This is a genomic window from Stenotrophomonas sp. KH_052 (genome assembly GCF_057838755.1).
In genome coordinates, this window is the sequence record NZ_CM174475.1 from 1082825 (window position 1) to 1108886 (window position 26062).

The window sequence follows — 26062 nt, forward strand, 5'->3', positions numbered from 1 at the left end:
GAATACATGGCCAAGATCGTTGTGACCGGCGGCGCTGCGCTGCACGGTGAAGTAAGCATCTCCGGCGCCAAGAACGCCGTCCTCCCCATTCTCTGCGCGACCCTGCTGGCCGACGAGCCGGTGGAGATCACCAACGTGCCGCACCTGCACGACGTGGTCACCACGGTGAAGCTGCTGGGCGAACTGGGCGCGAAAGTGACCATCGACCAGGGCACGCTGTCGCGCGGCAGCGCGATCGTGGTCGACCCGCGTTCGGTCAACCAGCACGTTGCGCCGTACGAGCTGGTCAAGACCATGCGCGCCTCGATCCTGGTGCTGGGCCCGCTGCTGGCGCGTTTCGGCGCGGCGGAAGTGTCGCTGCCCGGCGGCTGCGCGATCGGTTCGCGTCCGGTCGACCAGCACATCAAGGGCCTGCAGGCGCTGGGTGCCGAGATCGTGGTCGAGAACGGCTTCATCAAGGCCACCGCCAAGCGCCTGAAGGGTGGCCACTTCACCTTCGACATGGTCAGCGTCACCGGTACCGAGAACGTGCTGATGGGCGCGGTGCTGGCTGAAGGCACCACCATCCTCGACAACTGCGCGATGGAGCCGGAAGTGACTGATCTGGCGCACTGCCTGATCGCACTGGGCGCGAAGATCGAAGGCCTGGGCACTGCCCGCCTGGTGATCGAAGGCGTCGAGCGCCTGTCCGGCGGCCGCCATGAAGTGCTGCCCGACCGCATCGAGACCGGTACCTTCCTGGTGGCCGCGGCGATGACCGGTGGCAAGGTCACGGTCAACCGTGCGCGCCCGAACACCATGGACGCAGTGTTGTCCAAGCTGGTCGAAGCGGGCGCGAAGATCGAGACCACCGACGACACCATCACCCTGGACATGCAGGGCAAGCGGCCGAAGGCGGTCAACCTGACCACCGCGCCGTACCCGGCGTTCCCGACCGACATGCAGGCGCAGTTCATGGCGCTCAACTGCGTGGCCGATGGCGTTGGCGTGATCAACGAAACGATCTTCGAGAACCGTTTCATGCACGTCAACGAACTGCTGCGCCTGGGCGCGGACATCCAGGTCGAAGGCCATACCGCCATCGTGCGTGGCAACGAACACCTGAGCGGCGCGCCGGTGATGGCCACCGACCTGCGTGCGTCGGCCTCGCTGATCCTGGCTGGCCTGATGGCCAGCGGCGAGACCACCATCGACCGCATCTACCACCTTGATCGTGGCTACGAGAACATCGAAGAGAAGCTGTCTTCGCTCGGTGCCACCATCCGGCGCGTGCCATGATCCTGCGCGGGAGGTTCAGCCCGCGTCGCAAGGCGCTGCTGGCGCTGGTGCTGATCGTGCTGGCGTGGCTGGGCTATGCCTGGTACGCCAACCTGGCCATCACCCAGGGCATCGAGCAGAAGGACATGGACTGGAACGGCGACGGCACGGTCTCGCGTGACGAGATCATCCAGTCGTTCTATGCGGTGTCGGTCAATGACAGCCAGGACGGCAGCCGCCATTGCCGGACCTTTGTCTGGCGCAGCAGCGGTGAGCAGATCCGGGTGGATTGCCGGACCGAGTTCAAACCGGCCGAGGAACAGAAGCCGGCTGAAGCGAAGAAATAAGAGAACGCCCGCGAAAGCGGGCGTTTTTTTTGCGCGGGGTCGGATCCCTTTCCGACGGAAAGGGCTCTGACCCCACCATGTCGCAACCGGGGTCAGAGCCCTTCCCGGGGGAAGGGATCCGACCCCTGCAATCAGTTCATCGCCCTGATGGTCAGGTCCAGCGCATCGCGGCCGCTTTCACGCTGCAGCATGCGCGCCGGCACCGGGAACTCGGGCACGATCCAGGCGATCAGTTCCTTGTTGCCGTCGGCACGCGAGACCTTGGTGGCTTCATAGCTCTTGCCGGCCACGGTGATCGACTCCTTGCCGATCACGCGATAGGTCATGTTCTTGATGCGGCCTTCGTCGACCATGCGATAGGTCAGCGGCTTGCCGGCGGCCAGGTCACGGGCGATCGCCAGGTTGATCAGCAACGCGTCCATGTCACCGGCCTTCAACGCGATCGGTCCAGCGCGGTCCGGCTTGATGTCGCCGGTCCAGGTGGCCTGGTTGCTGCTCCAGTTGTAGTTGGCCTGCACGTTGCGCTTCTTCACCAGCAGCGCCGAACGGTCCTGGCTGCTGAGCGGGCGCAGCTGGCCACGCACTTCCTCGAACACCGTGCTCTGGCTGAGGTCGGCCAGCTGGTTCTTCACCTGCAGGCTGTAGCGCCACTTGTTGGCACCTTCGCTGGCCAGGGTCATGGTGCCGTTGGCCTGCATGCCCATGTAGCTGGCCAGGTAATCGGCCTTGAACGGTTCCAGCGCCATGGCCGGCAGGCTGGCCACGGTCATTGCGGCCGCTGCGATCCAGGTGAGGGGGCGGGTCAGGGTGTTCATGCTCAGACTCCTTGGTATTCGATCAGGCGCAGATCGACGCGATCTTCGCCGTCCTCGCGTTGCAGGATGCGCACCGGGGTGGGGACACCGTTGGCGATCCAGAGAATGGTTTCGTTGTTGCCGCCATTGGTCCGATAGACCCGCAGCGCGTTGTAGGACAGGTCACCGACCTCGACGTTCTCGGTCTGTGCTGCGGCCTGGTAGTCGTGCTGGCGGACCTTGCCCATGTCCACGTAGCGGTAGTGCATGGCGGCACCCGGGCGGGCATCGCGCATGATCGCCAGATTGATCAGCAGCGCGCTCTGGTCACCCGCCTGCAGCGGGATCGGTTGCGCGCGCTCCTTTTTCACGTCACCGCTCCACTGCGCGGTGCCGGCCTGCCAGTTGTAGGTGCCCACGGCCTTCTTGCCGAGAAACAGGCCCTTGCGCACGGTGCTCTGGCTCAGCGGTGCATAGATGCCACTGCGCTCCTCGAACACCGTGCTCTGCTCGATGTTCAGGCCGAGCACGCTGGCGAAGCCGCGGCGACCGACCACCTGCATGTCCACCCGCCACTGGCTGCCGCCGGTATGGGTGACCTGCATGCTGGCATCGCCGGCCTCCTTGCCCTTGTAGAAGGCCTGGTAAGTGGCGCTGAACGGCTGCAGCGGCGGCGGCTCCCAGGCCAGCGCCGCCGGCATCGGTACGGCCGGTTCGGCGGGCGGCTGCACCACGGGCACGGGTGCCGGCGGGGTGGCGGGCGCCTGCGCCTGGCTCCAGCCCACGGCGGGAAGCACGGCAAGCGACAGCAGCAGTGAAGTGGACAACAGGGTCGTGGTCTTCATGGAGGACAGGGACCGCAGGAGGAGGCAGGATGCCAGCCCCGCAGTCAGCGGGGCGTGTGCAATGGGGTTACCGGTTCAGGTTACCGGCGGAATCTAGGGCCAATGGGCTAAACAGGGGGTGACCGTCGAGCCAGGGCTGGCCCTCCCGTTCAGCCAGGCGGCCGCCACACAGCAGCTGCAGCGTGGCGATCAACAGCGGATGCTCCACCGCCAGCACGCGCGCGGCCAGGCTGTCCGCGTCATCGCCCGGCTGCACCGGTACACGCACCTGCGCCAGCACGGCGCCGGCATCGAGCTCCGGCACCACCAGGTGCACGCTGGCACCGTGCTCGGCATCGCCGGCCTGCAGGGCCCGTGCATGCGTGTCCAGGCCCTTGTGCAGCGGCAGCAGCGACGGATGGATGTTGACCAGGCGGCCATCGAAGCGCTGCACGAAGCCAGCGCCGAGGATGCGCATGTAGCCGGCACAGATGATCCAGTCCGGCTCAACTACAGCCAAGGCATCACCCAGTGCCTGCTCGTAGGCAGCGCGGTCGCTGAATTCCTTTGGTGCATGCGCCCAGCGCAGCGCAGGCGCCACGCGTTGCAGCGCCTGTGCGGTGGGCCGGTCGGAGAACACGCCGACCACTTCAGCCGGCAGGCGCCCGCTGCCGATGGCATCGAGGATCGCCTGCAGGTTGCTGCCGCGCCCAGAGGCGAGCACGGCGATACGGGTGGGGGCGGTCATTGCAGCGAACTCCGGCGGATCAGCGGCCAGGTCAGCAGGCTGCCCACGGTGGCCATCAGCATGTCGGCATGCGCGTCCCACATGTCGCCCTGCTGGCCGTTGTAGGCCTCGGCGGCATCCGGCGACAGGGCCAGCGCGATGGCCCACTCGAACCACTCGTAGACCAGGCTGGCACACATCACCGTCATCACCGCCAGGGTGAAGGCCTGGCCCACCCGCAGTGCCGGCCAGGCGTGGCGGGCCAGCTGCAGCAGGGCGGGGGTGAAGCAGACGCCGAACAGGAAATGGATGAGGCGGTCGAAATGATTGCGCTGCCAGCCGAACGCCGCGTTGGGCGACCAGCCGAACAGCGCCTGCGACCACGCGTCATAGGGCACGTTGGAATACAGCCAGCGCGCCGCCACGCAGTGCAGGGCGATGAAGCCGCAGATCGCGATGAAGGCGCCATTGCCCAGCCAACCGCCGCGGCGGTCCACCCACAGCAGCGCGGCCACGCCGATCACGGTCAGGGTGCTGTGCAGGGCCTGCTCGATCGGCCACAGCGGATGGACCCAGCTGATCGCGAACACCGCCAGTACGGCGGCGAAGGCCAGCTTCTTGGGGCCGGAGAAACGGTAGGCGGTTGCAGCGGCGGTGGTGGCGATGGCAGGCGAGGACATGTCGGGTCGATCGAAAGGGGGATGGTTCGTCTGCCTGCCGGCTCAGACGCTGAGGTGGTCGCCGCGGTCGAACAGCGCGGCCATTTCCGACTTGGACAGGAACACCCAGGCATAGGCGGCCAGGGCCATGCCCAGCGGACCGGCCAGCACCGCCAGCCACGCCGCGCGCCGGCACCAGGCCAGCCCGGTGCGGGCCGTCAACAGGCGCGCGGTATGCAGCTGCACGAACCCCAGCACGGCCGCCAGCACGGCGATGGACGCATAGACCGTGGTCAGCATCCAGGCATCGTCCAGCCCGCGTGAGTGGGCCACCCAGCCGCTGAGGCCGAGGAAGGCCACTGTGGCGAACCAATGGAAGCCGGCCAACGCGTAGAACAGCACTTTCAGCGTCTGCAGATGGCTGGCCAGTTGCAGCTGCGCCAGGGTCTGCCGCGGCAGCGGCGGCGGATTGCCGGAGGCGGTCATGCGGGCGTGGCGGGAAGGTCGAAGGCGGCCTTGACCTGCGGACGCAGCAGGGTGATCAGGCTGAACACCCCCAGCACGGTGCCGACTGGCGCGAACAAGCAGGCCAGGCCGGCCACGATCAGGCACAGCAGGTAGCGGCGGCGGCGGGTCAGGCAGCGGCCGGCATAGGCCACGAACGCGCCCAGGGTGACGCCACCGAACACGATGACGCAGCCGATGATGGTGAACATCCAGCCGAACAGGCGCTGCTCGGCCGGCGACGACGGCTGGCCGCCGGAATTCATCGGCAGGTTGCCGGTGAGCGCGGTGATGCCCAGCACGATGTGGATGATGAAGATCAGCGAGAACAGCGCGATCAGGCCGCCGACCACGTAGTGCGCGATGGCCAGCATGCGCAGGTGGTCGGCATCCTGAGTGCTGAACACCGGTACCGTCGCCAGCGGCGGCGGCACGGGGGCGGGCGACAAGGGGGGCGTTGCGTCCATGCGGGCTCCTGGGTTGCCGGGATCAGCCGATGTGGACGCGCTCGGCGCCTTCAGCGGTGACCACCTGGCCGATGGTCCAGTGGTCCAGGCCCTGGGCCTTGACCGCCTCGGACACGGCAGCGACCTGGTCCGGCGCGACGATCAGCACGAAGCCGATACCGCAGTTGAAGGTGCGCCACATCTCGCTGTCGGCCACCGCTCCTTCCTTCTGCAGCCACTGGAACACCGGCGGCAGGGTCCAGGACGAGGCCTGGATGTCCAGACCGAGGCCTTCAGGTACCACGCGGATGATGTTCTCGGTCAGGCCGCCACCGGTGATGTGGGCCATGCCGTGGATGGCCGCGCCGTGCGACATCAGCAGCGACAGGATCGGCTTGACGTACAGCCGGGTCGGTGCCATCAGCGCGTCGACCAGCTTCACGCCGCCTTCCAGCTCCAGCTCGGCCGGGCGGCCGGCACGGTCGTAGATGCGGCGCACCAGCGAGTAGCCGTTGGAATGCGGGCCGGACGAAGCGATGCCGATCAGCACGTCGCCGGCAGCCACGCTGGCGCCATCCTTCAGCTCGCTCTTCTCGACCGCGGCGACGGTGAAGCCGGCCAGGTCGTACTCGCCCGGGGCATACATGTCGGGCATTTCAGCGGTTTCGCCGCCGATCAGCGCGCAGCCGGCCTCGGTGCAGCCGTTGGCGATGCCGCCCACGACCGCCGCGGCGGTGTCGATGTCCAGCTTGCCGGTGGCGAAGTAGTCCAGGAAGAACAGCGGCTCGGCGCCCTGCACCAGCACGTCGTTCACGCACATGGCGACCAGGTCGATGCCGATCGTATCGTGGCGGTTCAGCTGGTGGGCCAGCTTCAGCTTGGTGCCCACGCCGTCGGTACCCGACACCAGCACCGGCTCGCGGTACTTGTTGGACAAGTCGAACAGGGCGCCGAAGCCGCCCAGGCCGCCCATCACTTCCGGACGGAAGCTGCGCTTGACCAGGGGCTTGATCCGCTCGACCAGCTCGTTGCCGGCGTCGATGTCGACACCCGCGTCACGGTAGGTGAGGGGGGAAGGGGCGGAAGACGGGGTGTTGGTCACGGGCGTCGGCGCTGGCAGGGGTTGAACGGGCGATTTTAACAGGCCGCATTGGCGCAAAGGCCGTATTCGGGCAACAATTCCCCCGGATACGTCGAGCCAATGGATGTCCTGATGCGCCGCAGCCTGATTTTGACCCTGCTCCTTGCGCTGAGCCTGCCGGTGGCCACGATGGCCCAGAGCGGCCTTCGCACCGAGGGTGATGTCGCCACCGCCAGTGGCGCGTACGAGGCCGAAGTGCCCGTCAACAGCCAAGCCGAGGCCGATCGCAACGGCGCCCTGGCCCGCGCCTTGAGCGTTGTACTGGGCAAATTGTCCGGGGATCGCAGCGTGATGTCGCGCCCTGGCGTGGCGCAGGCGCTGCGCAATGCCAAGGATTACGTGGCCAGCTACGACTACAAGCAGGACCAGAACGTGGGCGCTGGCGGTGCCCCAAGCTTCCGGACGCTGCTGGTCGCCCGCTTCCGCGAGGATGACGTTGATTCGCTGGTGTCGGCGCTGGGCCTGCCGTTGTGGCCGCTGCCGCGACCGAAGCCGGTGCTGTGGCTGGCCGTCGACGACGGCAGCGGTCCGCGCCTGGTCAGCGTGCAGCAGGCCAACGCCGCCCGCCCATTGCTGAACCGCGCCATCGAGCGCGGCTACAAGCTGGGCCTGCCCAGCGGTGGTGCCGCCGAACAGGCACTGGCCGGTGCCATCTGGCGCCAGGACAGCGCCGCCGTGGCCCGCGCCTCTTCGCGCTACTCGCCGCCGATGCAGCTGATCGGCAAGCTGTACCGCGCCAACGGCGGCTGGCAGGCGGACTGGGTGTTCGTCGACAACGGCCGTGAGCTGAACAAGTGGACCAGCAAGGACGCCAACGCGATGCGCGCGATGGCGGCCGGTGCCGATGGTGCCGCCGATGCGCTGGTCAAGCGCTATGCCAAGGCCGGCGCGGCCGTGGGCCAGGCCGGCACCTACCGGGTGGTGGTCACCGGCATCAACAGCGCCGACGACTACCTGCGCCTGGCTGCCGGCCTGCGCGAGGTACCGGTGGTGCGCAACGTCACCCCGCTGCACGCCTCTGCCAGCCAGCTGGAGCTGAACCTGGAGATGACCACCGGCCTGGCCGGCTTCAACCGCATGCTGGGCGACAACGGCGTGCTGGTGCCGAGTGCGCCGCTGCCGGCGCTGCCGACGCCCATCGATGACACCACTGGCACCCCGGTGGCCCCGCCTGTCAGCAACGAGTACCGCCTGCGATGACCCTGACCCCGGAAGCGGAAATCGCGCAGTTCCTGCGCCGGCTGAAGTACATCCTGTTCGCCGGCCTGATCGGCTGGATCGTCTGGTTGCTGGCACCGATCCTGACCCCGTTCGTGCTGGCGCTGGCGCTGGCCTGGCTGGGCGACCCGCTGGTGGACCGCATCGAGGCCACCGGCCGCTCGCGCATGACCGGCGTGGTGCTGGTGTTCGCGGCGATGGTGCTGGTGATCGTGGCGCTGCTGCTGGTGCTGGTGCCGATGATCGAGCGCCAGATCACCACCCTGATCGCGGTCGCGCCGCAGGCACAGGCGTGGTTGATGGAAAAGGGCATTCCCTGGTTCGAGCAGAAGACCGGCCTGGAAGTGATGCAGTGGATGGATCCGGACCGCCTGATCGAATGGGTACGCAGCCACTGGCAGCAGGCCGGCGGCTTTGCCACCACGTTCATGGGTTACGTCTCGCGCTCGGGCTTCGCGATGGTGACCTGGGTGGTCAACATCCTGCTGCTGCCGATCCTGGCGTTCTACTTCCTGCGTGACTGGGACAAGCTGGTCGAGCGGGTCGCGTCGGTGATCCCGCGCAACCAGATCGGCACCATCAGCGCGCTGGCGCGTGAATCCAACGAAGTGCTGGGTGCGTTCATCCGCGGGCAGTTCCTGGTGATGCTGGCGCTGGGCGTGATCTATGCCGGTGGCCTGTCGCTGGTCGGCCTCAAGCTGGGCCTGTTGATCGGCCTGATTGCCGGCCTGATCAGTTTCATTCCCTACCTGGGCGCGACCACCGGCATCCTGATGGCCATCGTGGCCGCGCTGGTGCAGGCGCAGGGCTTCGACCTGAAGCTGCTGATCCTGGTCGGTGTGGTGTTCACCGTGGGCCAGTTGCTGGAAAGCTACGTGCTGACCCCGCGCATCGTTGGCGACAAGATCGGCCTGCACCCGGTGGCGGTGATCTTCGCGGTGATGGCCGGCGGCCAGCTGTTCGGCTTCCTCGGCATGCTGCTGGCGCTGCCGGTGGCAGCGGTGACCAACGTGCTGCTGCGCTACGCGCACCAGCGTTATCGCCAGAGTGAACTGTACGTGGGTGAGAAGCCGGCGATCGTGCTTGATGGCGTGGTCGACCAGCCCCATATCATCCTCCCGACCGACAAGGGCCCCGACCTGAAGTGATGGGTGTGCCGCAACTGCCGCTGGCCCTGCATTACCCGCGGGACCAGCGCCTGGAGACCTTCATCGGCGCGCCGGACGGTGCGCTGGCGCAGCTGCGTGCGATCGCGGTCGGCGCCAGCCATGATTGGGTCTACCTGGAAGGCGCGGCGGGCACCGGCAAGACCCATCAGGCGCTGGCGATGTGTTCCAGCGCGGAGCAGGCTGGCCGGCTGCCGACCTATGTACCGCTGGCCAGCGCCGCCGGCCGCGTGCGCGCGGCACTGGATGGGCTGGAGGCGCGCGAGCTGGTGGCGCTGGACGGCCTGGATGAGATTGCCGGCAACCGCGAGGACGAGATCGCGCTGTTCGATTTCCACAACCGCGCGCGCGCTGCCGGCGTGACCGTGCTGTACACGGCGCAGAAGGCGCCGGGCGAACTGGGCCTGGTACTGCCGGACCTGCGTTCGCGGCTGGGCCAGTGCGTGCGCGTGCTGCTGCAGCCGCTGGACGAGGAAGGGCGGGCCGCGGTGCTGCGCGAGCGCGCGCTGCGGCGTGGGCTGGCGATCGACGAGGCATCCATCGAGTGGCTGCTGTCGCATACCGGGCGCGAGCTGGGTGGGTTGATCACGCTGCTGGACTGGCTGGACCGTGAGTCGCTGGCGGCGAAGCGGCGGATCACCGTGCCGTTCCTGCGCCAGGTGCTGGAAGAAGGCCGGCCGCGTTACTGAGGGATGTTGTTCGGCAGGGCTGCGCCCTGCACCCGCCGAAGCCGAAGCAACGTCAACGTCAAAGGCTGGCTTCCTGAGGGGAGGCGGGGCGCTGTGGGCTTGCGGGGCCGCCGTAAACCCGTCCATGGGGGCTTGGTCGCCGCATCCATGCGGCTCACACCCCGCAAGCCCACAGCGCCCCGCCTTCGACAGGTTCCCGCGATCTGCCGGGACTGCGTACTGCACTGCTGTTGGTGGGTGTCGACCTTGGTTGATACGTGTCTTGCTTGTGGTGGGTGACGACCGTTGGTCGTCACCAGAGCAAGCGCAGCGAAGCGACCCGCTTTTGCTTTTCTTTTTCTTTTCCGTGGCTGGACGCCCACGGAAACTGTCATAGGCCGGGCGGGGTGGGTTCGCGGGGGTGTCCGCGGCATGGATGCCGCGGCCAAGCCCCCAGGGACGGGTTCACGGCGTCCCCCGCGAACCCACCCCGCCCGGCCAAGCACGGCTTTTGATCTGAGCGACCAACCACGAGGGGCTCAGCCGTTCGCTGCCAACTCCACATCCAGCGCGCGCAGGCGATCCACGGTCCCGACATCGGTCCAGCGCCCGCGATGGTGCTGTCCGGTCATCAACCCCTGCGCCATGAAGTGCTTCTGCAACGGCACCACCGAGAACTTCGGCGGCAGCCGCTCGCTGCCCGGCGCATCACCGATCACCGTGCGCCAGTCGGCCACGATGGAAGGGCGATACACGCCGATGCCCGCATAGGTCAGGCAGGGTCCTGCCCGGTCGTGGTGCAGCACACCCTGCGCATCGAGACGGTAGTCACCTTCGGGGTGCTGAGCCGGATTGTCGACCAGCACCAGGTGTGCCTGGCCCTGCGGCTCACGGGGCAGCGTGGCGAAATCGAAATCGGTCCAGATGTCGCCGTTCACCACCAGGAACGGGGCGTCGCCCAGCACCGGCAGTGCGTTGAGGATGCCGCCGCCGGTTTCCAGCGGGGTCGGCCCTTCGTACAGGAAATGCAGTTGCAGGCCCCATTGGTTACCGTCGCCCAGCGTCGCCGGGAACTGCTCGGCCAACCACGCGGTGTTGACGACCACCTCGCGCACGCCCAACGCGACGAGGCGCTCCAGGTGCCAGACGATCAGCGGTTTGCCGGCCACTTCCAGCAGCGGCTTGGGCGTGTGCAGCGTCAGCGGGCGCATGCGCTCGCCCAGGCCTGCGGCAAAGACCAGTGCTTTCATCGGGCCACGCGCATCGGTGCGGCCAGCTCGGCCAGCGCCGGCTTGATGCGGTGTTCCAGCAGTTGCTGCAGCGGTGCCAGCTCGCGGTAGCGCGGCAGCACTTCGTCCAGATAGTTGATGAAGCGCGGCGCGTCGTCCAGGTAATGGCCCTTGTTGTCGCGGTAGCGCAGGCGACAGAACAGACCGAGGATCTTCACGTGGCGCTGGATGCCCATCCAGTCGGCATCGCGCAGGAAGATGGCGCGTTCGGGTACCGGCAGGCCGGCGGCGCGGGCGCGCTCGTGGTACTGCGCCAGCCACTCGTCCACGCGCTGCAGCGGCCAGCTCAGGAACGCGTCCTTGAACAGGCTCACCGCGTCGTAGGCGATCGGGCCACGCACCAGGTCCTGGAAATCCAGCACCGCCGGACCGTCGTCGACCGGCATCAGGTTGCGCGGCATGTAATCGCGATGGGTCAGCAGCTGCGCCTGGCCCAGGGCGTTGTCCATCAACCGGCGGTGTACCAGCTGCAGGCCTTCGAGCTCGCCGCAGTCCAGCTCCAGGTGGAGGTGGCGCTGCAGGAACCATTCGTCGAACAGGCCGGCATCACGCTGCAGCAGCGCCTCGCCGAACTGGCCGAAGCCGGCGGGTACCGGAATCGCCTGCAGGCGCAGCAACTGTTCGATCGAGCGACCGAACCATTCATCGGCGTTGCGCTCGTCGAGGATCTTCGCCAGGGTCGGGCCGCCGAGATCTTCCAGCAGCAGGAAGCCAACATCGAGGTCCTGCGCCAGCAGCGCGGGCACGCGCAGGCCGTTGTCGTGCAGCAGGCCGTGCATGTGCAGCCACGGCCGCGGATCTTCCAGCCCCGGGGGGGCGTCCATCACGATGTGGCTGCCGCGCGTGCTGGTGGTGCGCCAGTAGCTGCGCATGCCGGCATCTACCGAAGCGCGCTCGACCACGGCGTTGCCGTCGTCAAGCTGGGTACGGGCCCACCGCAGGCGCTGCGCGCTGCGCTGGGGATCGGAGGCGGGTTCGGTCATGCAGGCATATCCGGGCGCGCCGGGCGCGCCAACGTCGGGAACAGGAAGGGAAGGGCGGTCAGGCTCAGCGGCGACCGCTGAACAGGCGCAGGATCGCCAGCACGACGACCGCGCCCACGACCGCACCGAAGAAACCGGCCGGTTCGCCGGCGGCGTACCAGCCCATGTACTGGCCGAACCACCCGGCCAGCAGCGCGCCGATGATGCCCAGCACGATGGTCAGGAGGCAGCCCATGCGGTTGTTGCCGGGCATGAAGAATCGCCCGAGCAGGCCGACGAAGAAGCCGACCAGGATGATGTACAGCCAGCTGCTGCTGCCGAACAGACCATTCATGCGTGTGATTCCCACCAAGAGTGGACGCAGCCTAGCAAGGCCAGGCTGCGTCCGTCACGGTGTGCCGCTGTCAGCAGCAGCCGTGGTCGCCGTGGCGGGTGCCGCTGTCGGCAGCCACCGGCGAACCGCTGGTCTCGCCACGCAGGCTGGCGGCGTAGTGCTCGCTGATCACCTTGGACACGCAGGACGTGACCTTCTTGCCCATCGGGATGTGCAGGAACTCGTTCGGGCCGTGCGCGTTGGAGTGCGGGCCGAGCACGCCGGTGATCATGAACTGTGCGCCCGGGAATTTCTCGCCGAGCATGCCCATGAACGGGATCGAGCCGCCTTCGCCCATGTACATCGCCGGCTTGCCGAAGAAGGCCTGGCTGGCGTCGTCGATCGCCTTGGTCAGCCACGGCGCCATCGCCGGAGCATTCCAGCCGGTGGAGGCCTTTTCCAGGTCCAGGGTGACCTGTGCGCCGTTCGGCGGATCGCGTAGCAGCGCTTCCTTCAGCAGTTCGCCGCAGGTCTTGCCATCGGCAGTCGGCGGCAGGCGAAGCGACAGCTTCACCGACGTCTGCGGGCGCAGCACGTTGCCGGCCGATTCCAGCGCCGGCATGCCACCCACGCCGGTGACCGACAGCGCCGGGCGCCAGGTGCGGTTGAGCACCAGCTCGGTCAGGTCCTCGTTCATCGGGCGCAGGCCGTCGACCATCGGGAACTTCTCGAAGATCTCGGTATCGACCACTTCGGCGGCGCGCTTGGCCTGCGCCTGGCGCTCGGCCGGAATTTCAACGTTCATGCCATCGATCAGGATGCGGCCGGTGTCCTGGTCCTCGATGCGCGACAGCAGCTGGCGCAGCAGGCGGAAGCTGGACGGCACAACGCCGGAGGCATCGCCGGAATGCACGCCTTCGTTGAGCACCTTCACGGTGAAGTTGCCGCCGGTCAGGCCGCGCAGCGAGGTGGTGCACCACAGCTGGTCGTAGTTGGCGCAGCCCGAATCCAGGCAGACTACCAGCGACGGCTTGCCGATGCGGTCGGCCAGGTGGTCGACGTAGGCCGGCAGGTCGTAGCTGCCCGATTCTTCACAGGCCTCGATCAGCACCACGCAGCGGGCATGCGGCAGGCCCTGGGCCTGCAGTGCCAGCACCGCGGCCAGCGAGCCGAAGATGGCGTAGCCATCGTCCGCACCGCCGCGGCCATACAGCTTGTCGCCGCGCAGGACCGGGGTCCACGGGCCGAGGTCGTCGTCCCAGCCGGTCATTTCCGGCTGCTTGTCCAGGTGGCCGTAGAGCAGGATGGTGTCGTCGCCGGTTTCGGCGCCGGTAGCCGGAATTTCCAGGAAGATCAGCGGGGTACGGCCTTCCAGGCGCACCACTTCAACCTTCAGGCCGGGCAGCTGCTGGGCCTTGGCCCAGTTCTCCATCAGCGTGACCGCCTGTTCCATGTAGCCGTTCTGCACCCAATTGGCGTCGAACATCGGCGACTTGTTGGGAATGCGGATGTAGTCGACCAACTGCGGGACGATTTCGCTGTCCCACTTGTCATTGACGAATTGGCCGAGCTTGGCGCTGTCCATCTGAAACTCCGGTTGCATGGGCTGATCCGGCCATTCTACGCCTGTGCCACGGGTAGGGTTTTTCCTACATCACGTCGGGTATTTGGCTGGCTTTTAGAAATCCAGGAAACCGATAGGCTGTGTGCATGTGGTGACGGACACTGTTCCTACCGACGGGATTGCCGGTCGGGACGGCCAGAATCACAAGGAGATACACGTCGTGCCTTGGAGTGTCGTGTTGAGGGCACTGGTGCTGGTCGTGTGGATCGCTGGGGCGCATGCCGCCGAACCGATCGACATCAACCGCGCCGATGCCCAAGCGCTGCAGCAGGGATTGACGATGGTCGGAGCCGCCAAGGCCGAGGCGATCGTCGAGCACCGGCGCAGACACGGCCCGTTTCATCGCGTCGAGGACCTGACGCAGGTGAAGGGGATAGGGAAAGCAATCGTCGAACGGAATCGACAGCGGATCACCGTAGGCAACAGGTTGTTGCCGGCGGATCCGGTACCTGGATCGGTACCGGTGCGAACCGTACCGAGGCGCTGACAGCAGGAATCGTCGGAACCGGCAGGAGGCTGGTTCACCGGTCACGGACAGGAAGGCCTTGACCACCGACCGCCGCAGGACGCGGCACCAATCACCAGGATGGTGGCATCACAGACCTGTGGAAGGGGCTGAGATACAAACAGGACAGACGCGGCCGCGTGCAGGATGCAACGCTACCCCCACAGCGCAGGATGCGAGGGGGCGGCAGCAGGCCGACAAGGACGTAACGATTGCCCGGTACGACACATGGCTGTGTCGCCGGGCAGTTTCATTTCCGGCGCCTGGTTTTGCCGCGGCCACCACGGGCCGATGGTGTACGGTGGCCGCTCCGCATGGAAAGGACCCCCGCTGGATGCTTCCGCACCGCCCCACGACCCTGATGCTCGCCCTTGCACTGGCGCTGCCGCCGCTGGCCCATGCCGCTGCGCCGACGTCGGCTGCCAAACCAGCAGCTGCCGCAGCCAGCAGCGCCGAAGTGCGCGGACCGACCGACCTGAAGCCGGGCGAGTACCTGTGGCATCCGGAAATCTCGCCGACCGGCCCGATCGTGCTGGTGGTCAGCCTCGATGAACAGCGCGCCTACGTGTACCGCAACGGCATCGCGATCGGCCTGACCACGATCAGCTCGGGCAAGGCCGGGCACGAGACGCCAACGGGTGTGTTCACCATCCTGCAGAAGGACAAGGACCACAAGTCCAACCTCTACAACAGCGCGCCGATGCCGTACATGCAGCGGCTGACCTGGGACGGCATCGCCCTGCACGGCGGCAGCCTGCCCGGTCATCCGGCCTCGCATGGCTGCGTGCGGCTGCCGCAGGCTTTCGCGCAGAAGCTGTTCAGTGAAACCCAGCGTGGCGACACCGTGGTCGTGGCCGATGCCAAGAGCTCGCCGATGACCCTGGCCTATCCGTCGGTGCTGGCGCCGGTCAACGCGCGCGGCCAGGCCCTGCCGGAGACCGAGGGCGGGGCGCCGGCGCAGGCCTGGTGGAACGACAGCGCGGCGCCGGCGGGGCAGGTCGGCATCCTGGTCAGCCTGCACGACCAGCGCCTGTACGTGCTGCGCGATGGCGTGATGATCGGCGAGTCGCCACTGAAGGCCGACGCCCTGCCGGCATTCCAGGGCACCACACTGTTCGTGATGGGGCAGGGGTACAGCAGTACACCCAGCCCGCTGGATATGAACCAGCGGCTGCACCAGTGGACCGCCTATCCGCTGCTGGGCCAGGACCGTGCCCAGGCTACCCCGGACCTGCTCGCCACGCCTTCGCTGCCGATGGCGCTGCCGGCCGATTTCGCCCGCCAGCTGTACCAGGTGCTGGTGCCGGGCACGACCCTGCTGGTCACCTCGCTGCCGGCGGTCCGCCCAAGCCCGGCTGAATCCGGAATGCAGCCGGTCTTGGAATCCGAGCCGCCAGGGTCCACCCTCAAGGGCAACTGAGTCCCCTTGTTGTGCCCATGACTGCATCCCGCCTGTGCCGGCTGGCCGCGTTCGGCCTGCTGGCGACCTCGGCCAGCGCCCCGGCGCTGGCACAGACGCCCGCCCTTGCCACCAGCGCCGATGATCTGGCTGCCTTGCTGTCGCGTAGTGCGCCCAAGGCCGACCGCCACGTGTTGCAGCTGGCGGCGCACGCCATGCGCTGTGCGTTGCAGCGGCCAGAGCTGGGCATCAATGGTGATCGGCTCAGCGTGATCGACTATTCGCGCCCGTCCACCGAGCCGCGCCTGTGGGTGTTCGATCTGGCCCACCAGCGCCTGCTGTTCGAGGAATGGGTGGCGCATGGCCGCAACAGCGGTGAGAACCGCACCGAACACTTCTCCAACCGCGATGGCAGTTTCATGTCCAGCCTCGGCGCGTTCACCGCGCAGGAGACCTACATGGGCGGCAATGGGTACTCGCTGCGTCTGGCCGGGCTGGAACCGGGCTTCAACGACCGCGCGCGCGAACGCGCCATCGTCATCCACGGCGCGCCCTATGTGAATCCGGCGACCGCGCAGCTGCAGGGACGGCTCGGCCGCAGCCTGGGCTGCCCTGCGGTACGCCTGTCGGTGGCCAAGCCGCTGATCGACGCATTGCGCGGCGGCACGATGGTGTTCGCCTACTACCCCGACCAGAACTGGCTGAAGCACTCGCAGCTGCTGGCCGGCGAGTGCGGTGGCCAGGGCACGCTCGCCACGCGGTGATGCACGACGGCGCGCGGCATGATGCAATGCGCGGATGAACATCGACTCCCTGCTGCACACTCCGAGCCAGGTGATCTCCCGCCTGGACTACCGCCGCGAACGTTGGCGGAATGGACTTGGCTGGACCCGCGAGATCCTGCGCCTGCCTGCGCAGGGCGATGACTGGGCGCTGCGCCTGTCGGTGGCCGAGATCGAGCAGGATGCCGCGTTCTCTGCCTTCCCCGGGGTGGAGCGCGAACTGGTGCTGCTGCAGGGCAATGGCGTGCGCCTGCGCTTCGACGATGGCCGTGTGGCCGAGGTGCTGCCACCGCACGGGCGCGTGCGTTTTGCTGGTGAGGAAGCGCTGCACGGCGAACTGGTCGATGGCACCACCCACGACTTCAACCTGATGTGGAAGCGCGAGCTGCTGCAGGCCGAGCTGCTGCACCGGCCGCTGGTGGGCGCCATGTTCTTCTTCTGCGAACCGGGTGTGGCCTGGGCGCTGCATCTGCTGGCCGGTCAGGCGGAGTTCGGTGCAGATAGCGGCTTGCCGGCGCTGCAGGCGGGCGATACCGCGTGGCTGTCGGCCGGCGAGCGTCAGCGGCACGCGTTGCAGGGCGGTGGCGAGTTGTTGGCGATCCGGGTGAGTGCGGCGACGATGGCATGACCCTGTAGAGCCGAGCCCATGCTCGGCTGCTTTTCGCGTTCCACCCAGCCGAGCATGGGCTCGGCTCTACAGTGGCTAATACACATCGCGCCGGTAGCGACCGGCCAGCTGCAACGCTTCCTTGCCCTCGGCCCCCAGCACCTGCTCGATCACCGCATCCACCGCCGGGGCCATGCCCTGCAGGCTGCCGCAGACCAGGATCGTCGTACCTTCATCGACCCACTGCCGCAGCGTTGCCGCTTCGGCCAGCAGCCGGTCCTGCACATAGCGATGCGCGCCGCCGCTGCGGCTGAACACTGCATCCAACCGCGCCAGCGTGCCGTCGGCCAGCATTGCCTGCAGTTCCTCACCGAAGTGGAAGTCGTGCTCAGCGGTGCGTTCACCGAACAGCAGCCAGGTGCGGCGCGCGCCATCGCGAGCACGTTCATGCAGGTGCGCGCGCAGGCCGGCAATGCCAGTGCCGTTGCCGATCAGCAGCAGCGGCACGTCGGCGGCCACGCCGTGGAAGTTGTCGTTGCGTCGCAGGCGCAGCTGCACCGGTTCGCCGACCACCGCGTGGTCGCACAGCCAGCCGCTGCCGATGCCCGGCGTGCCATCGGCACGCAACTGGCGGCGCAGCAGGATGTCCAGCGCACCGTCGGCCATCACCGAGGCGATCGAGTACTCGCGATGCGGCAATGGCTGCAGGGTCGCCAGCAACGCAGGCAGGTCCCCCGGTGGAACCAGTGAAGGCAGGTGCGAGCGTGCGACACGGGCCAGCAACGTCTGTCCATCGTCGAGTACCGCGTCAGCATCAAAGCCCTGCGCGTCCAGCCACGCGCGCGCGCTGTCCCGCGCATGCTGCGGACCAATTTCGGCGATGTCGCCGGCCTGCCATTGCACATCAACGCCAACGGGGGGCTGCAGGCGCAGCCAGTACACCGGGCCGCCGGGGCTGCCCGGGTTCAGGTGCTCGCGTTGCAGCAGCGTCCACGGTTGATACTCGGCCGGGCTCCAGTCGGGTAGTTCGCTGGCGCCACCGCCGAGTTGACCCAGCAGTTGCTGCCAATGACGCAGCGCTGCAGGATCGGCGTTGTCGACCTCGATCGCATCGAACAGCGGATGCGCACCGTGCTGGCGCAACCACTGGTCCAGCTGGTGGCCGAATCCGCAGAAATGGCCATAGCTGCGATCGCCCAGCGCGAGCACGCCGTACTGCAGATGCTGCAGTGGGGGCGGCGTGGCCATCACCCCGCGCAGGAAGGGCAGGGCGTGGTCGGGTGGATCACCTTCGCCGGTGGTGCTTGCGATGAACAGCGCGCGCTGGCTGTCGGCCAGCAACGCCGCGTCCACTTCGTGCAGGCCGCGCACACGCACTGGCACGCTGGCACCGCGCAGGGCCTCGGCGCTGCGCTCGGCCAGCTCACGCGCGAAGCCGGTCTGGCTGGACCAGACCAGCAGGATCGGTGGGGTGTCTCCGGTTGCGGCATCGTCGCGCGGGCGCCCGCGCCACCACAGGGCCGCGCAGGCCAGCGCATACAGCGCCGTGGCGAGCACTGCGATCTGTGATTGCCGCGCCGGCGGCGCGCCCTGCCACCAGGCCTCGCCCAGGTGCAGGCGCAACAGCGCCCAGCCGATCACTGCCAGCAGGAACAGCACCAGCGCGTTGCCGAGCCACGCGCGCGACGGACGGGTGCTCATGCGCCCTGCTCGTCGAGCAGGCGCTGGAAGGCGCTGCTGAGGAATTCGCGTGGACCCTCCGCTGCGCGTTGCAGGTAGCGTGCAGCCAGTCCTTCGCGCTCTGCCAGTGCCATGCCTGCCTCACGTCCGAGCACGGTCAATGCCGTGGCCCAGGCATCGGCGTGCATCGCATCGTCGGCCACCACGGTTACCGCAGCCGCAACCTGACGCACCGGCATGCCGGTACGTGGGTCGAGACTGTGGCTGTAGGCCTCGCCATCGGCCTGGTACTGGTGCCAGCGATCACCGGAGGTGGCCACCGCCTTGCCGTCAAGTGCGAGCACGCGTGGCGGGGTATCGGTGTGCGCGTCTTCTTCGGGTGCGGACTCCACCAGAACCCGCCACGGCTGGCCGTCCGGCTTGCGGCCGTAGCCGGCCAGTTCGCCGCCGACTTCGATCAGCGCAGCAATGATGCCTTGTCCACGCAACCAGGCGGCCACGTGATCGACGCCGAAGCCCTTGGCGATCGCAGAGAGATCCAGTTCCAGTCCACCCGGTTGCAGCAGCGCATCGTCCTGCCACTGCAGGCGCTGCCAACCGCAGCGATCGCGCGTGGCCTGCAGAAGGGCCGCGTCCGGTTGGCGGCGATCACCGGCATGTGCACCGAAGCCCCACAGTGCAACCAGCGGACCGATGGTGGGATCGAAGGCGCCGTCACTGGTGGCGGCGATGGCCAGTGCGCAGGCCAGAACGTGGCGGGTCTCGGCCGGCAACGCGCACCATTGGCCGGCGTCGGCGCGGTTGTAGCGGCTTAGATCCGAGCCGGGTTCCCAGGTGCTCATCTGTGCGACCACTTCATCCAGCCGCGCCTGGATGCCAGCGTGCAGCGGGTGCAGGTCGCACTGGCGTGATGCGACCAGCGACACGCTCCACGTGGTGCCCATGGTGGTGCCGCCGAGGCGGGCGATGTCGAGCAGGGAATCGGTCATGGTGATGCGTAGCGGCGGCGATGCCGGGGGCTGCCCGGCATCGCAGTCCACATTACTGCGGCAGCACTTCCAGCGTCGCGACGTAGCTGAGGCGGCGCTTGGCGGCCTGCTTCACCGAGGTCTTGTTGTCCTCGGTGCCGGTTTCCAGCCAGTACATGCCAGCTTCCGGCCAGGTCACCTTGATCTCGCCCTTGGCGTCGCTGGTCAGCTTCAGCTCGTCCTGCGCGTTGCGGTAGCGGGTGCCGCCGCGCACGATCTCGAATTCCAGTCCGGCGGTCGGCTTGCCATCGACCAGCACGCGGAAGGTCGCTTCCTCGCCGGCGAACAGATCGTTCGGATGGCCCACGGCCACCAGTTCGATGCCGCGGTTGGTCGGCTTCAGCGCAGTGTCGTTCGGTGCGCCGTTGGTGACAAAAGTTTCCACGCGGCCGACCGACTGGCTCACTTCCAGCTTCTTCGCGTCCTTCGGCAGTTCACCGAAGGTGGCGGCGGTACCACGCCAGCGCTTGCGCTCGCCGTTCTGCTCGTAGGTGGCGAACAGGCCGTCATTGACCGACGCGATGCGGTAAGTGCCCTGCTGCTTCAGCTCAACGTCGAACACGCTGCGGTACTTGCCGGTGGCGGCGTTCTGCGCCTGCACGGTGCTGCCGTCGGGGGCGGTGATCACCACCGATTCCAGGCGCAGCGGAACGTGGTTGAAATAGAACAGGTCATTGGAGACCGCACCGTCGACGGTGATCCACGGCGCGTTGCCGGCGATCACGGTCTGCGAGGGCAGCAGCCAGGCCTTGTGGGCCAGGGCGGAGAAGGGAAGGGCAGCGGCCAGAGCGGCGGCGAGGACGAGCGTGCGCTTCATGCGGAAGACTCCAGGTGGATGCAGGGGGGTGCGGCGAGGGGAGGGGAATTACGACTTAATCCCCTCCGTCCCCTTTTCAGGGTTTGACGGCGAGGGTGACCTGGCCCAGTTCGGTGGCGCCCTGCGCCTTGCCGTTCTGTGCGGCGGTGGCCGGCCAGGTGAAGGGGATCTTCAGCAGCTCGCGGCCGCCGACTTCGCGCACCGCTTCCACCACCAGGGTGTAGTTGCCCGGGGCCAGCTGCTTCAGCGCCGGCTGCTTGTCGTTGAACGACAGCGCGTGCTTGCCGGCCGGGCGGGTCGGGCCGGTCACGCCGTCCACCGGCACCTGCAGGGTGCGGCCGCTCTTGCGCCACCACTGGCGCAGGTCGGGCAGCCACTTGGTGCCGTGGCCTTCGCTGTTGCTGGTCTGCTGGTACCAGACCGACAGGTTGGCGGCGACCTTCTGGTCGGCGCCTTCCAGCCACACCGCCACATATGGGCGGTGGTACTCGGCCACGTTGAGCTTGGGCACTTCGACGTTGATGTCGAGGGTGGTGGCATAGGCCGGCGAGGTGGCCAGCAGGCCGCTGAGGGCGATGGTCAGGGTGACGCGCATGGGGCGGCTCCGGAAACGAAGGAAAGTCAGTGGATCAGCAGCAGGGCGATCAGCAGCGGGATCATCAGGCCGAGGCCGACCAGCGGCCAGGTCATGCGCCGCTGCCGCGCATGCAGGTGCAGCAGGAACAGGCCGGTGATGCAGAACACCAGGCAGGCCACGGCGAACAGGTCCAGGAACCAGCCCCACGCCGGGCCGGCATTGCGGCCCTTGTGCAGGTCGTTGAGGTAGGACACCGCGCCGCGCGAGGTTGATTCGTACTCCACCGCGCCGGTCTCGCGATCGATGCTCAACCAGGCGTCACCACCGGGGCGCGGCAGCGACAGGTAGATTTCTTCGGCCGACCACTCGGCCGGGCGCCCGCCGATGGCGATGCCCAGGTGTTCATCCAGCCATTGCCGGGCCGGGCGCGGAATCGGTGCGTTGCCGTCCGCGCGCGCGCCGAGCTGGCCCAGCAGCGCGGCCGGCAGTTCCAGATGCTGGTTCTGCACCTCGGGCTTGGCCTCGATCTTCGCGGCATGGTTGAGGGTCAAGCCGGTCACCGCGAACAGCAGCATGCCGATCAGGCAGACCGCCGAGCTGATCCAGTGCCACTGGTGCAGCGTACGCAGCCAGAAGCCACGGCTCTGTTGCTGCTGCACGGTGGAAGGGGCAGGACGGCTCACGGCACGGTTCTGGATGGACGGGGACTGCCCATTACATCATTGATGAGAATAGCTCGCAATTGCGTGTCGTTCTGTATCCCTGGGTGGGAATTGCCGGCGGTTGGCCGGCAATTCTGCGGATCAGTAGATCCACGCCATGCGTGGATGGAGCGGTGCCGACCAAGGTCGGCACCCACCAGGGCAGGGCGCAGAGATCAGAACTTCGCGTTCAACGAAATCCAGTAGCTGCGGCGCTGGTCCTTGGTCGCGTAGTCGTCCACGCAGCTGAACTCGCTGGGATTGAGCAGCAGGCACGACTGCGAGACGAAGTCCTTGTCGAACAGGTTGTTGACCCGTGCGTTGACCGTCAGCCACGGCGTGGCCTTCCAGCTGCCGCCCAGGTGGAAGATCGTGTAGTCCTCGTAATAGCGCACGTGGCGGGTGCCGGCACTGTCGATCAGGGTGTCGCGATAGCGGTCGTAGCGGCCCTCGCCGATCAGCGACAGGCTGACCGCTTCGTTGATCTGCCAGTTGAGGCTGGCGTTGGCCATGTGCTTTGCCGGCGTGGTGCCTGCGATCGGGCGGCCCTTGTCGGGACCACTGGTCTGTTCGCTCTTGGTCCAGGTGTAGTTGCCGCGCAGCTGCAGGTTGTCGAGCAGGTCGACGTGGCCGGCCAGCTCGGCACCACGGGTTTCGGCCTTGTCGATGTTCACGCTCTGGGTGAACGTGCTGTAGCCCAGCGTTGCCCAGCCCGGACCGATGTCCACGCAGTAACCGCTGCCGGCCGGAGCCACTTCGCAGTTCGGGAAGGTGCCGCCGCTGGCGATCTTGTCTTCGAACTTGTTGAAGAAGCCGGTGACATTGAAGCCCCAGCGCTGGCCTTCGTAGTACGCCGCCAGCTCGTAGTTGGTGCTGGTTTCAGGCTTCAGGTTCGGCGAACCCACCAGCGGCAGCACGCCCTGGCCACCGAAACCGGTGATGCCCGGGAACAGCTGGTCCGGACGCGGCGTCTTGTAGCCGGTGCTGATGCCACCCTTGAAGGTCCAGGCGTCGCTGGCATTCCATACCAGGTAGCCGCGCGGGCTGAGGTGGCTGCCGAACACGTTGTGGTCGTCGTAGCGCAGGCCGAAGGTGGCGGTGAGGGTATCGGTCAGCGACCAGTTGTCCTCGGCGAACAGCGCCCACATGCGGTGCTTCTGCTTGGTGTTGCTGCGGTAGCCGGCGCCATCCATGCCGAACACACCGTCGATCATGTCGGTGTTGTTGTATTGGCCGCCGACGGTCAGCTTGTGCGCGCCGAAGTCGAGGTCGAGCATCGTGTCCAGCACGTAGCCTTCCAGCTCCATGGTGCGCAGCGGACGCGGCAGGAACGCCTGCAGGCGTGCCTGTTCGCTGGCATTGAGTGCACCCAGTGCGTTGTTGCGGCCAGCGGCACAGTTGTTGGCCGCACCGGTGCGGCGGCAGACGTCATTCCACAGCGTCTGCAGGTTGGCGCGTTCGTCCAGCGTCAGCGGCAGCGAGCGGCCGAGATTGCTGCTCTTGCTGTGGGTCAGCGAGGTCTGCCAGGTGCCGAAGCTGTAGCGGCCCTGATGGGTCAGCGACAACTGGTCGCGCTCGTAGCGCTGGTAGGCGGTGTAACCCACGCGCGGCTGCACCACGCGGCGGGTGACCGTGCCGCTGCCGTTCGGGTTTGGAATCACTGCGTTGCCGACGCGCCACAGGCTGGCCAGGCTGTCGAGGGTGCCGGTCTGGCCCTCGCTGTTGTCGTACTTCTGCCGCGACACGTCGTAGTCCAGCCACAGTTCGTGGTCATCGTTGACGTGGAAGTTCAGCCGCACACCGGTGTTCCAGTTGGTGTTGGCCACCGACTTGCCGCCGCCACCGAAGCCGATGCTGCGTTCCCACAGGCTGCCGTCGGGCAGGGTCAGTGCATCCCACTCCGGATTGGAGGCCTTGGCGTCGTAGTAGCTGCCGCGTACTGCCAGGCCGATACGGTCCTTGACCAGCGGGCCGCTGAGGTAGACGTCGGTGGTGCGTGCATCGCCGAACTGATCGTCCTGCTGCACGGTGAAGCCCTGGGTGAGCGCGCCGTGCCAGCTGTCCTGGTTGCGACGGGTGATGATGTTGATCACGCCGCCCATTGCATCCGAGCCGTACAGCGTGGACATCGGGCCGCGCACCACTTCAATGCGCTCGATGGCATCCAGCGGCGGCAGGTAGGCGAACTGGCCACCGCCGAAGTTGTTCGGATACAGCTGGCCGACATTGCTCTGGCGGCGGCCGTCGATCAGCACCAGGGTGTACTCGGAGGGCAGGCCGCGCATCGAGATGGTGGCACGGCCGTTCTTGTCGCTGGCTTCCAGGCCGACGTCGATGCCTTCGACGTCGCGCAGCGCATCGACAAGGTTGGTGTACGGGCGCTTGCTCAGCTCCTCGCGGCTGACCACGCTGATGCTGGCCGGGGCATCGACCACCTTCTGCTCGAAGCCGGAGGCGGTGACCACCACCTTGTCCAGCGTCTGTGGCGCGCCGGAAGCGTCACCGTAGGCGAAGGCAGGGGCGGTCATGGCCGCCAGCACGGCGCTGGTCAGCAGGGTACGGGACAGGGACGAACGGACACGATGGCGCTTGGCCATGGCAGTTACCTCGAGGGATGCAGGGTGGTGCGATGCCAGGCGCAAACGGCGCGGCATGCACGGGGAGGCCCGGTCAGGGGCGGCAGGGATGAAGCAGGCAGCGGCGTGCCGGTGCGACCGCGAAGGCGGTCACGCGGGGCCGTGAATCAGGCGAGCGGCGGCGCCTGGCCGCGTTGCTGGCGGCGCCCGGGCGCATCGGCCCAGGGCGTGTCCGGAGTGGCCAGTGGCCAGTCCAGGCGCACGCCGGGCGTGGCCGGCGTGGCGGGTACCAGTTCGAGTTCAGTGCGCAGCCATTGGCTGGCCAGCAGCATCGGAGGGCGTGCCTTGTCAGCCGATTTCACCGGGGCCGAGGTGGCGCGGCGCAGCTTGGCCGGTGCTTCTTCCTGCAGCGGGGCTTCACCGCCGCGTTCTTCCAGCGGCACCTGCAGGGCCTGCACCGGAGCGCTGGCGTGGGCCTGCGGCAACAGCGGCAGGGTGCCGAGCAGCAACACCAGCATCGCCACCCACGCCAACAGGCTGGCCAGCGCAGGACGCTGGCCGCGCATGGCGGTGCCCATCTTGCGATGGATGAGTGGGCGAGGGCGAAGCGGGCGCAGCAAGCAGGGGTCCCCAAGGGTCTGCCGGCAGCGGCCGGCATCAACGGGGCGTGATTGTAATGAGAGCTGTTAGCTGTTGCAAATGAGAATGATTGCCAAAATGTCGCAGGCCGGCCGGATCCGGCTCAGACCTCGCTCCAGCGTCGCAGCAGGTTGTGGTACACGCCGGTCAGCTGCAGCACCGCCTCGGCATCGCCGCCGGTCTGCCGCAGGCGCTCGATCGAGCCGTCCATTTCCCACAGCAGGCGGCGCTGCACATCGTCGCGGACCATGCTCTGCACCCAGAAGAACGAGGCCACGCGCGCGCCGGCCGTGACCGGGCGCACCTGATGCAGGCTGCTGGACGGATACACGATCAGGTCGCCGGCCGGCAGCTTCACTTCGTGCTCGCCGTAGGTATCGCTGATGATCAGCTCGCCGCCTTCGTACTCGTCCGGCGCGGACAGGAACAGCGTGCAGGAGATGTCCGAGCGCAGCTGTTCGCCGTTGGCCAGGTTCATCACCGCGCCATCGACGTGGAAGCCATAGGTGCCGCCACCGCTGTAGCGGTTGAAGCGCGGCGGCAGGTACTTCAGTGGCAGCGCGGCGCTGAAGAACAGCGGGTGCCGGGCCAGAGCGACGAGGATGATCTCGCCCAGTTCGCGGCGCAGCGGCGAGGCCTCGGGCAGCTGCTGGTTGTGCTTGGCCTGCGCGCCGAGGTGGCCGACGGTCTCGCGGCCATCCGTCCAGTCGGCGGCATCGAGGCGGCGGCGGAATTCGGCTACCTGCTCGGCGCTGAGGATATCGGGGATGTGCAGCAGCATGCGGAACTCC

28 protein-coding genes are annotated in these 26062 nt (G+C 67.6%); 9 read left to right on the top strand and 19 right to left on the bottom strand.

Features of this window, described 5'->3' with window-relative positions:
- Positions 1–6 precede the first annotated feature (6 nt).
- Both murA and AC3ITW_RS04920 read left to right on the top strand, forming a co-directional pair.
- Complete coding sequence (murA, locus tag AC3ITW_RS04915; RefSeq protein ID WP_012510289.1) at positions 7–1278, top strand: UDP-N-acetylglucosamine 1-carboxyvinyltransferase; 1272 nt, start codon at positions 7–9, stop codon at positions 1276–1278.
- On the top strand, positions 1275–1604 hold the full coding sequence (locus AC3ITW_RS04920; protein WP_004147332.1) for a hypothetical protein: 330 nt from the start codon (positions 1275–1277) through the stop codon (positions 1602–1604). The genes murA and AC3ITW_RS04920 overlap by 4 nt, the downstream gene beginning before the upstream one ends.
- Before the next feature lie 131 nt (positions 1605–1735).
- Here AC3ITW_RS04920 and AC3ITW_RS04925 read toward each other — a convergent pair whose 3' ends face one another.
- From AC3ITW_RS04925 to purM, 7 genes are all read right to left on the bottom strand, one after another.
- Positions 1736–2419: a DUF3108 domain-containing protein gene (locus AC3ITW_RS04925; protein ID WP_100434161.1), complete on the bottom strand. Its 684-nt coding sequence runs from the start codon at positions 2417–2419 to the stop codon at positions 1736–1738.
- Between the two features lie 2 nt (positions 2420–2421).
- On the bottom strand, positions 2422–3243 hold the full coding sequence (locus AC3ITW_RS04930) for a DUF3108 domain-containing protein (protein WP_012510291.1): 822 nt from the start codon (positions 3241–3243) through the stop codon (positions 2422–2424).
- Positions 3244–3310: 67 nt separating this feature from the next.
- Positions 3311–3970 carry a phosphoribosylglycinamide formyltransferase gene (gene purN / locus AC3ITW_RS04935; protein WP_100434162.1) on the bottom strand — a complete coding sequence of 220 codons (660 nt, stop codon included), beginning with the start codon at positions 3968–3970 and terminating at the stop codon, positions 3311–3313.
- Complete coding sequence (locus tag AC3ITW_RS04940) at positions 3967–4629, bottom strand: DUF2238 domain-containing protein (protein WP_100434163.1); 663 nt, start codon at positions 4627–4629, stop codon at positions 3967–3969. Before AC3ITW_RS04940 ends, purN begins: the two co-directional genes overlap by 4 nt.
- 42 nt (positions 4630–4671) lie before the next feature.
- Complete coding sequence (locus AC3ITW_RS04945) at positions 4672–5094, bottom strand: hypothetical protein (protein WP_004147360.1); 423 nt, start codon at positions 5092–5094, stop codon at positions 4672–4674.
- Complete coding sequence (locus AC3ITW_RS04950; RefSeq protein WP_065722557.1) at positions 5091–5579, bottom strand: hypothetical protein; 489 nt, start codon at positions 5577–5579, stop codon at positions 5091–5093. The genes AC3ITW_RS04945 and AC3ITW_RS04950 overlap by 4 nt, the downstream gene beginning before the upstream one ends.
- Positions 5580–5601: 22 nt before the next feature.
- Positions 5602–6660 carry a phosphoribosylformylglycinamidine cyclo-ligase gene (gene purM / locus AC3ITW_RS04955; protein ID WP_100467929.1) on the bottom strand — a complete coding sequence of 353 codons (1059 nt, stop codon included), beginning with the start codon at positions 6658–6660 and terminating at the stop codon, positions 5602–5604.
- A 99-nt stretch (positions 6661–6759) separates the two neighbouring features.
- Between purM and AC3ITW_RS04960 the strand changes: the two genes are divergently transcribed.
- The 3 genes from AC3ITW_RS04960 to hda are packed head-to-tail and all read left to right on the top strand — an operon-like array spanning position 6760 to position 9772.
- A complete protein-coding gene (locus AC3ITW_RS04960) occupies positions 6760–7899 on the top strand; it encodes a DUF2066 domain-containing protein (protein ID WP_100467930.1) in 1140 nt (379 codons plus the stop codon).
- Positions 7896–9065, top strand: a complete 1170-nt coding sequence (locus AC3ITW_RS04965) for an AI-2E family transporter (protein ID WP_004147375.1) — start codon at positions 7896–7898, stop codon at positions 9063–9065. Before AC3ITW_RS04960 ends, AC3ITW_RS04965 begins: the two co-directional genes overlap by 4 nt.
- Positions 9065–9772: a DnaA regulatory inactivator Hda gene (hda, locus tag AC3ITW_RS04970; protein WP_012510296.1), complete on the top strand. Its 708-nt coding sequence runs from the start codon at positions 9065–9067 to the stop codon at positions 9770–9772. Before AC3ITW_RS04965 ends, hda begins: the two co-directional genes overlap by 1 nt.
- A 518-nt stretch (positions 9773–10290) precedes the next feature.
- On the opposite strand, the gene murU is transcribed toward hda, so the two are convergent.
- The 4 genes from murU to AC3ITW_RS04990 form a co-directional block, all read right to left on the bottom strand.
- Positions 10291–11001 carry an N-acetylmuramate alpha-1-phosphate uridylyltransferase MurU gene (murU, locus tag AC3ITW_RS04975; protein ID WP_489390115.1) on the bottom strand — a complete coding sequence of 237 codons (711 nt, stop codon included), beginning with the start codon at positions 10999–11001 and terminating at the stop codon, positions 10291–10293.
- Complete coding sequence (locus tag AC3ITW_RS04980) at positions 10998–12023, bottom strand: aminoglycoside phosphotransferase family protein (protein ID WP_012510300.1); 1026 nt, start codon at positions 12021–12023, stop codon at positions 10998–11000. The genes murU and AC3ITW_RS04980 overlap by 4 nt, the downstream gene beginning before the upstream one ends.
- A gap of 64 nt (positions 12024–12087) precedes the next feature.
- A complete protein-coding gene (locus AC3ITW_RS04985) occupies positions 12088–12357 on the bottom strand; it encodes a GlsB/YeaQ/YmgE family stress response membrane protein (protein WP_004147394.1) in 270 nt (89 codons plus the stop codon).
- A 70-nt stretch (positions 12358–12427) separates the two neighbouring features.
- The gene (locus AC3ITW_RS04990; RefSeq protein WP_012510301.1) at positions 12428–13921 is read right to left on the bottom strand and encodes a M20 family metallopeptidase; all 1494 of its coding nucleotides are present in this window, start codon (positions 13919–13921) and stop codon (positions 12428–12430) included.
- 199 nt (positions 13922–14120) lie between these two features.
- Here AC3ITW_RS04990 and AC3ITW_RS04995 point away from each other — a divergent pair, with 199 nt between their 5' ends.
- From AC3ITW_RS04995 to AC3ITW_RS05010, 4 genes are all read left to right on the top strand, one after another.
- A complete protein-coding gene (locus tag AC3ITW_RS04995) occupies positions 14121–14447 on the top strand; it encodes a ComEA family DNA-binding protein (protein WP_012510302.1) in 327 nt (108 codons plus the stop codon).
- 352 nt (positions 14448–14799) lie between these two features.
- Positions 14800–15885, top strand: coding sequence for a L,D-transpeptidase (locus AC3ITW_RS05000; RefSeq protein WP_100434167.1), 1086 nt, complete (start codon positions 14800–14802; stop codon positions 15883–15885).
- Positions 15886–15902: 17 nt separating this feature from the next.
- Positions 15903–16628, top strand: coding sequence for a murein L,D-transpeptidase catalytic domain family protein (locus tag AC3ITW_RS05005; protein WP_489390116.1), 726 nt, complete (start codon positions 15903–15905; stop codon positions 16626–16628).
- A gap of 34 nt (positions 16629–16662) precedes the next feature.
- On the top strand, positions 16663–17274 hold the full coding sequence (locus AC3ITW_RS05010; protein ID WP_012510305.1) for a HutD/Ves family protein: 612 nt from the start codon (positions 16663–16665) through the stop codon (positions 17272–17274).
- A 75-nt stretch (positions 17275–17349) separates the two neighbouring features.
- On the opposite strand, the gene AC3ITW_RS05015 is transcribed toward AC3ITW_RS05010, so the two are convergent.
- The 8 genes from AC3ITW_RS05015 to AC3ITW_RS05050 form a co-directional block, all read right to left on the bottom strand.
- Positions 17350–18954, bottom strand: coding sequence for a sulfite reductase subunit alpha (locus AC3ITW_RS05015; protein ID WP_489390117.1), 1605 nt, complete (start codon positions 18952–18954; stop codon positions 17350–17352).
- Positions 18951–19922 carry an FAD:protein FMN transferase gene (locus tag AC3ITW_RS05020; protein WP_489390118.1) on the bottom strand — a complete coding sequence of 324 codons (972 nt, stop codon included), beginning with the start codon at positions 19920–19922 and terminating at the stop codon, positions 18951–18953. Before AC3ITW_RS05020 ends, AC3ITW_RS05015 begins: the two co-directional genes overlap by 4 nt.
- Before the next feature lie 52 nt (positions 19923–19974).
- Positions 19975–20778, bottom strand: coding sequence for a DUF4198 domain-containing protein (locus AC3ITW_RS05025; protein WP_032969161.1), 804 nt, complete (start codon positions 20776–20778; stop codon positions 19975–19977).
- Positions 20779–20854: 76 nt separating this feature from the next.
- Positions 20855–21373 carry a DUF2271 domain-containing protein gene (locus AC3ITW_RS05030; RefSeq protein WP_004147429.1) on the bottom strand — a complete coding sequence of 173 codons (519 nt, stop codon included), beginning with the start codon at positions 21371–21373 and terminating at the stop codon, positions 20855–20857.
- Positions 21374–21399: 26 nt separating this feature from the next.
- Positions 21400–22038, bottom strand: a complete 639-nt coding sequence (locus AC3ITW_RS05035) for a PepSY-associated TM helix domain-containing protein (RefSeq protein ID WP_154354638.1) — start codon at positions 22036–22038, stop codon at positions 21400–21402.
- Between the two features lie 194 nt (positions 22039–22232).
- A complete protein-coding gene (locus tag AC3ITW_RS05040; RefSeq protein WP_100467936.1) occupies positions 22233–24653 on the bottom strand; it encodes a TonB-dependent receptor domain-containing protein in 2421 nt (806 codons plus the stop codon).
- A gap of 146 nt (positions 24654–24799) precedes the next feature.
- Positions 24800–25210, bottom strand: coding sequence for a hypothetical protein (locus tag AC3ITW_RS05045; RefSeq protein ID WP_012510311.1), 411 nt, complete (start codon positions 25208–25210; stop codon positions 24800–24802).
- Positions 25211–25374: 164 nt separating this feature from the next.
- Positions 25375–26052, bottom strand: coding sequence for a Fe2+-dependent dioxygenase (locus tag AC3ITW_RS05050; protein WP_100434173.1), 678 nt, complete (start codon positions 26050–26052; stop codon positions 25375–25377).
- Between the last annotated feature and the right edge of the window lie 10 nt (positions 26053–26062).

What these genes read in the sequence shown, in the direction of transcription:
- AC3ITW_RS05015 (WP_489390117.1), bottom strand. Translation starts at nt 18,954, where the DNA reads ATGAGCACCCGTCCGTCGCGCGCGTGGCTCGGCAACGCGCTGGTGCTG.
- AC3ITW_RS05010 (WP_012510305.1), top strand. Translation starts at nt 16,663, where the DNA reads ATGAACATCGACTCCCTGCTGCACACTCCGAGCCAGGTGATCTCCCGC.
- AC3ITW_RS04990 (WP_012510301.1), bottom strand. Translation starts at nt 13,921, where the DNA reads ATGGACAGCGCCAAGCTCGGCCAATTCGTCAATGACAAGTGGGACAGC.
- AC3ITW_RS04980 (WP_012510300.1), bottom strand. Translation starts at nt 12,023, where the DNA reads ATGACCGAACCCGCCTCCGATCCCCAGCGCAGCGCGCAGCGCCTGCGG.
- AC3ITW_RS05040 (WP_100467936.1), bottom strand. Translation starts at nt 24,653, where the DNA reads ATGGCCAAGCGCCATCGTGTCCGTTCGTCCCTGTCCCGTACCCTGCTG.
- AC3ITW_RS04960 (WP_100467930.1), top strand. Translation starts at nt 6,760, where the DNA reads ATGGATGTCCTGATGCGCCGCAGCCTGATTTTGACCCTGCTCCTTGCG.
- AC3ITW_RS05045 (WP_012510311.1), bottom strand. Translation starts at nt 25,210, where the DNA reads ATGGGCACCGCCATGCGCGGCCAGCGTCCTGCGCTGGCCAGCCTGTTG.
- AC3ITW_RS04945 (WP_004147360.1), bottom strand. Translation starts at nt 5,094, where the DNA reads ATGACCGCCTCCGGCAATCCGCCGCCGCTGCCGCGGCAGACCCTGGCG.
- murA (WP_012510289.1), top strand. Translation starts at nt 7, where the DNA reads ATGGCCAAGATCGTTGTGACCGGCGGCGCTGCGCTGCACGGTGAAGTA.
- AC3ITW_RS05050 (WP_100434173.1), bottom strand. Translation starts at nt 26,052, where the DNA reads ATGCTGCTGCACATCCCCGATATCCTCAGCGCCGAGCAGGTAGCCGAA.
- AC3ITW_RS05030 (WP_004147429.1), bottom strand. Translation starts at nt 21,373, where the DNA reads ATGCGCGTCACCCTGACCATCGCCCTCAGCGGCCTGCTGGCCACCTCG.
- AC3ITW_RS04920 (WP_004147332.1), top strand. Translation starts at nt 1,275, where the DNA reads ATGATCCTGCGCGGGAGGTTCAGCCCGCGTCGCAAGGCGCTGCTGGCG.
- AC3ITW_RS05020 (WP_489390118.1), bottom strand. Translation starts at nt 19,922, where the DNA reads ATGACCGATTCCCTGCTCGACATCGCCCGCCTCGGCGGCACCACCATG.
- purN (WP_100434162.1), bottom strand. Translation starts at nt 3,970, where the DNA reads ATGACCGCCCCCACCCGTATCGCCGTGCTCGCCTCTGGGCGCGGCAGC.
- AC3ITW_RS04940 (WP_100434163.1), bottom strand. Translation starts at nt 4,629, where the DNA reads ATGTCCTCGCCTGCCATCGCCACCACCGCCGCTGCAACCGCCTACCGT.
- AC3ITW_RS04950 (WP_065722557.1), bottom strand. Translation starts at nt 5,579, where the DNA reads ATGGACGCAACGCCCCCCTTGTCGCCCGCCCCCGTGCCGCCGCCGCTG.
- murU (WP_489390115.1), bottom strand. Translation starts at nt 11,001, where the DNA reads ATGAAAGCACTGGTCTTTGCCGCAGGCCTGGGCGAGCGCATGCGCCCG.
- AC3ITW_RS05000 (WP_100434167.1), top strand. Translation starts at nt 14,800, where the DNA reads ATGCTTCCGCACCGCCCCACGACCCTGATGCTCGCCCTTGCACTGGCG.
- AC3ITW_RS04930 (WP_012510291.1), bottom strand. Translation starts at nt 3,243, where the DNA reads ATGAAGACCACGACCCTGTTGTCCACTTCACTGCTGCTGTCGCTTGCC.
- AC3ITW_RS04925 (WP_100434161.1), bottom strand. Translation starts at nt 2,419, where the DNA reads ATGAACACCCTGACCCGCCCCCTCACCTGGATCGCAGCGGCCGCAATG.
- AC3ITW_RS05005 (WP_489390116.1), top strand. Translation starts at nt 15,903, where the DNA reads ATGACTGCATCCCGCCTGTGCCGGCTGGCCGCGTTCGGCCTGCTGGCG.
- AC3ITW_RS05025 (WP_032969161.1), bottom strand. Translation starts at nt 20,778, where the DNA reads ATGAAGCGCACGCTCGTCCTCGCCGCCGCTCTGGCCGCTGCCCTTCCC.
- AC3ITW_RS04985 (WP_004147394.1), bottom strand. Translation starts at nt 12,357, where the DNA reads ATGAATGGTCTGTTCGGCAGCAGCAGCTGGCTGTACATCATCCTGGTC.
- hda (WP_012510296.1), top strand. Translation starts at nt 9,065, where the DNA reads ATGGGTGTGCCGCAACTGCCGCTGGCCCTGCATTACCCGCGGGACCAG.
- AC3ITW_RS04965 (WP_004147375.1), top strand. Translation starts at nt 7,896, where the DNA reads ATGACCCTGACCCCGGAAGCGGAAATCGCGCAGTTCCTGCGCCGGCTG.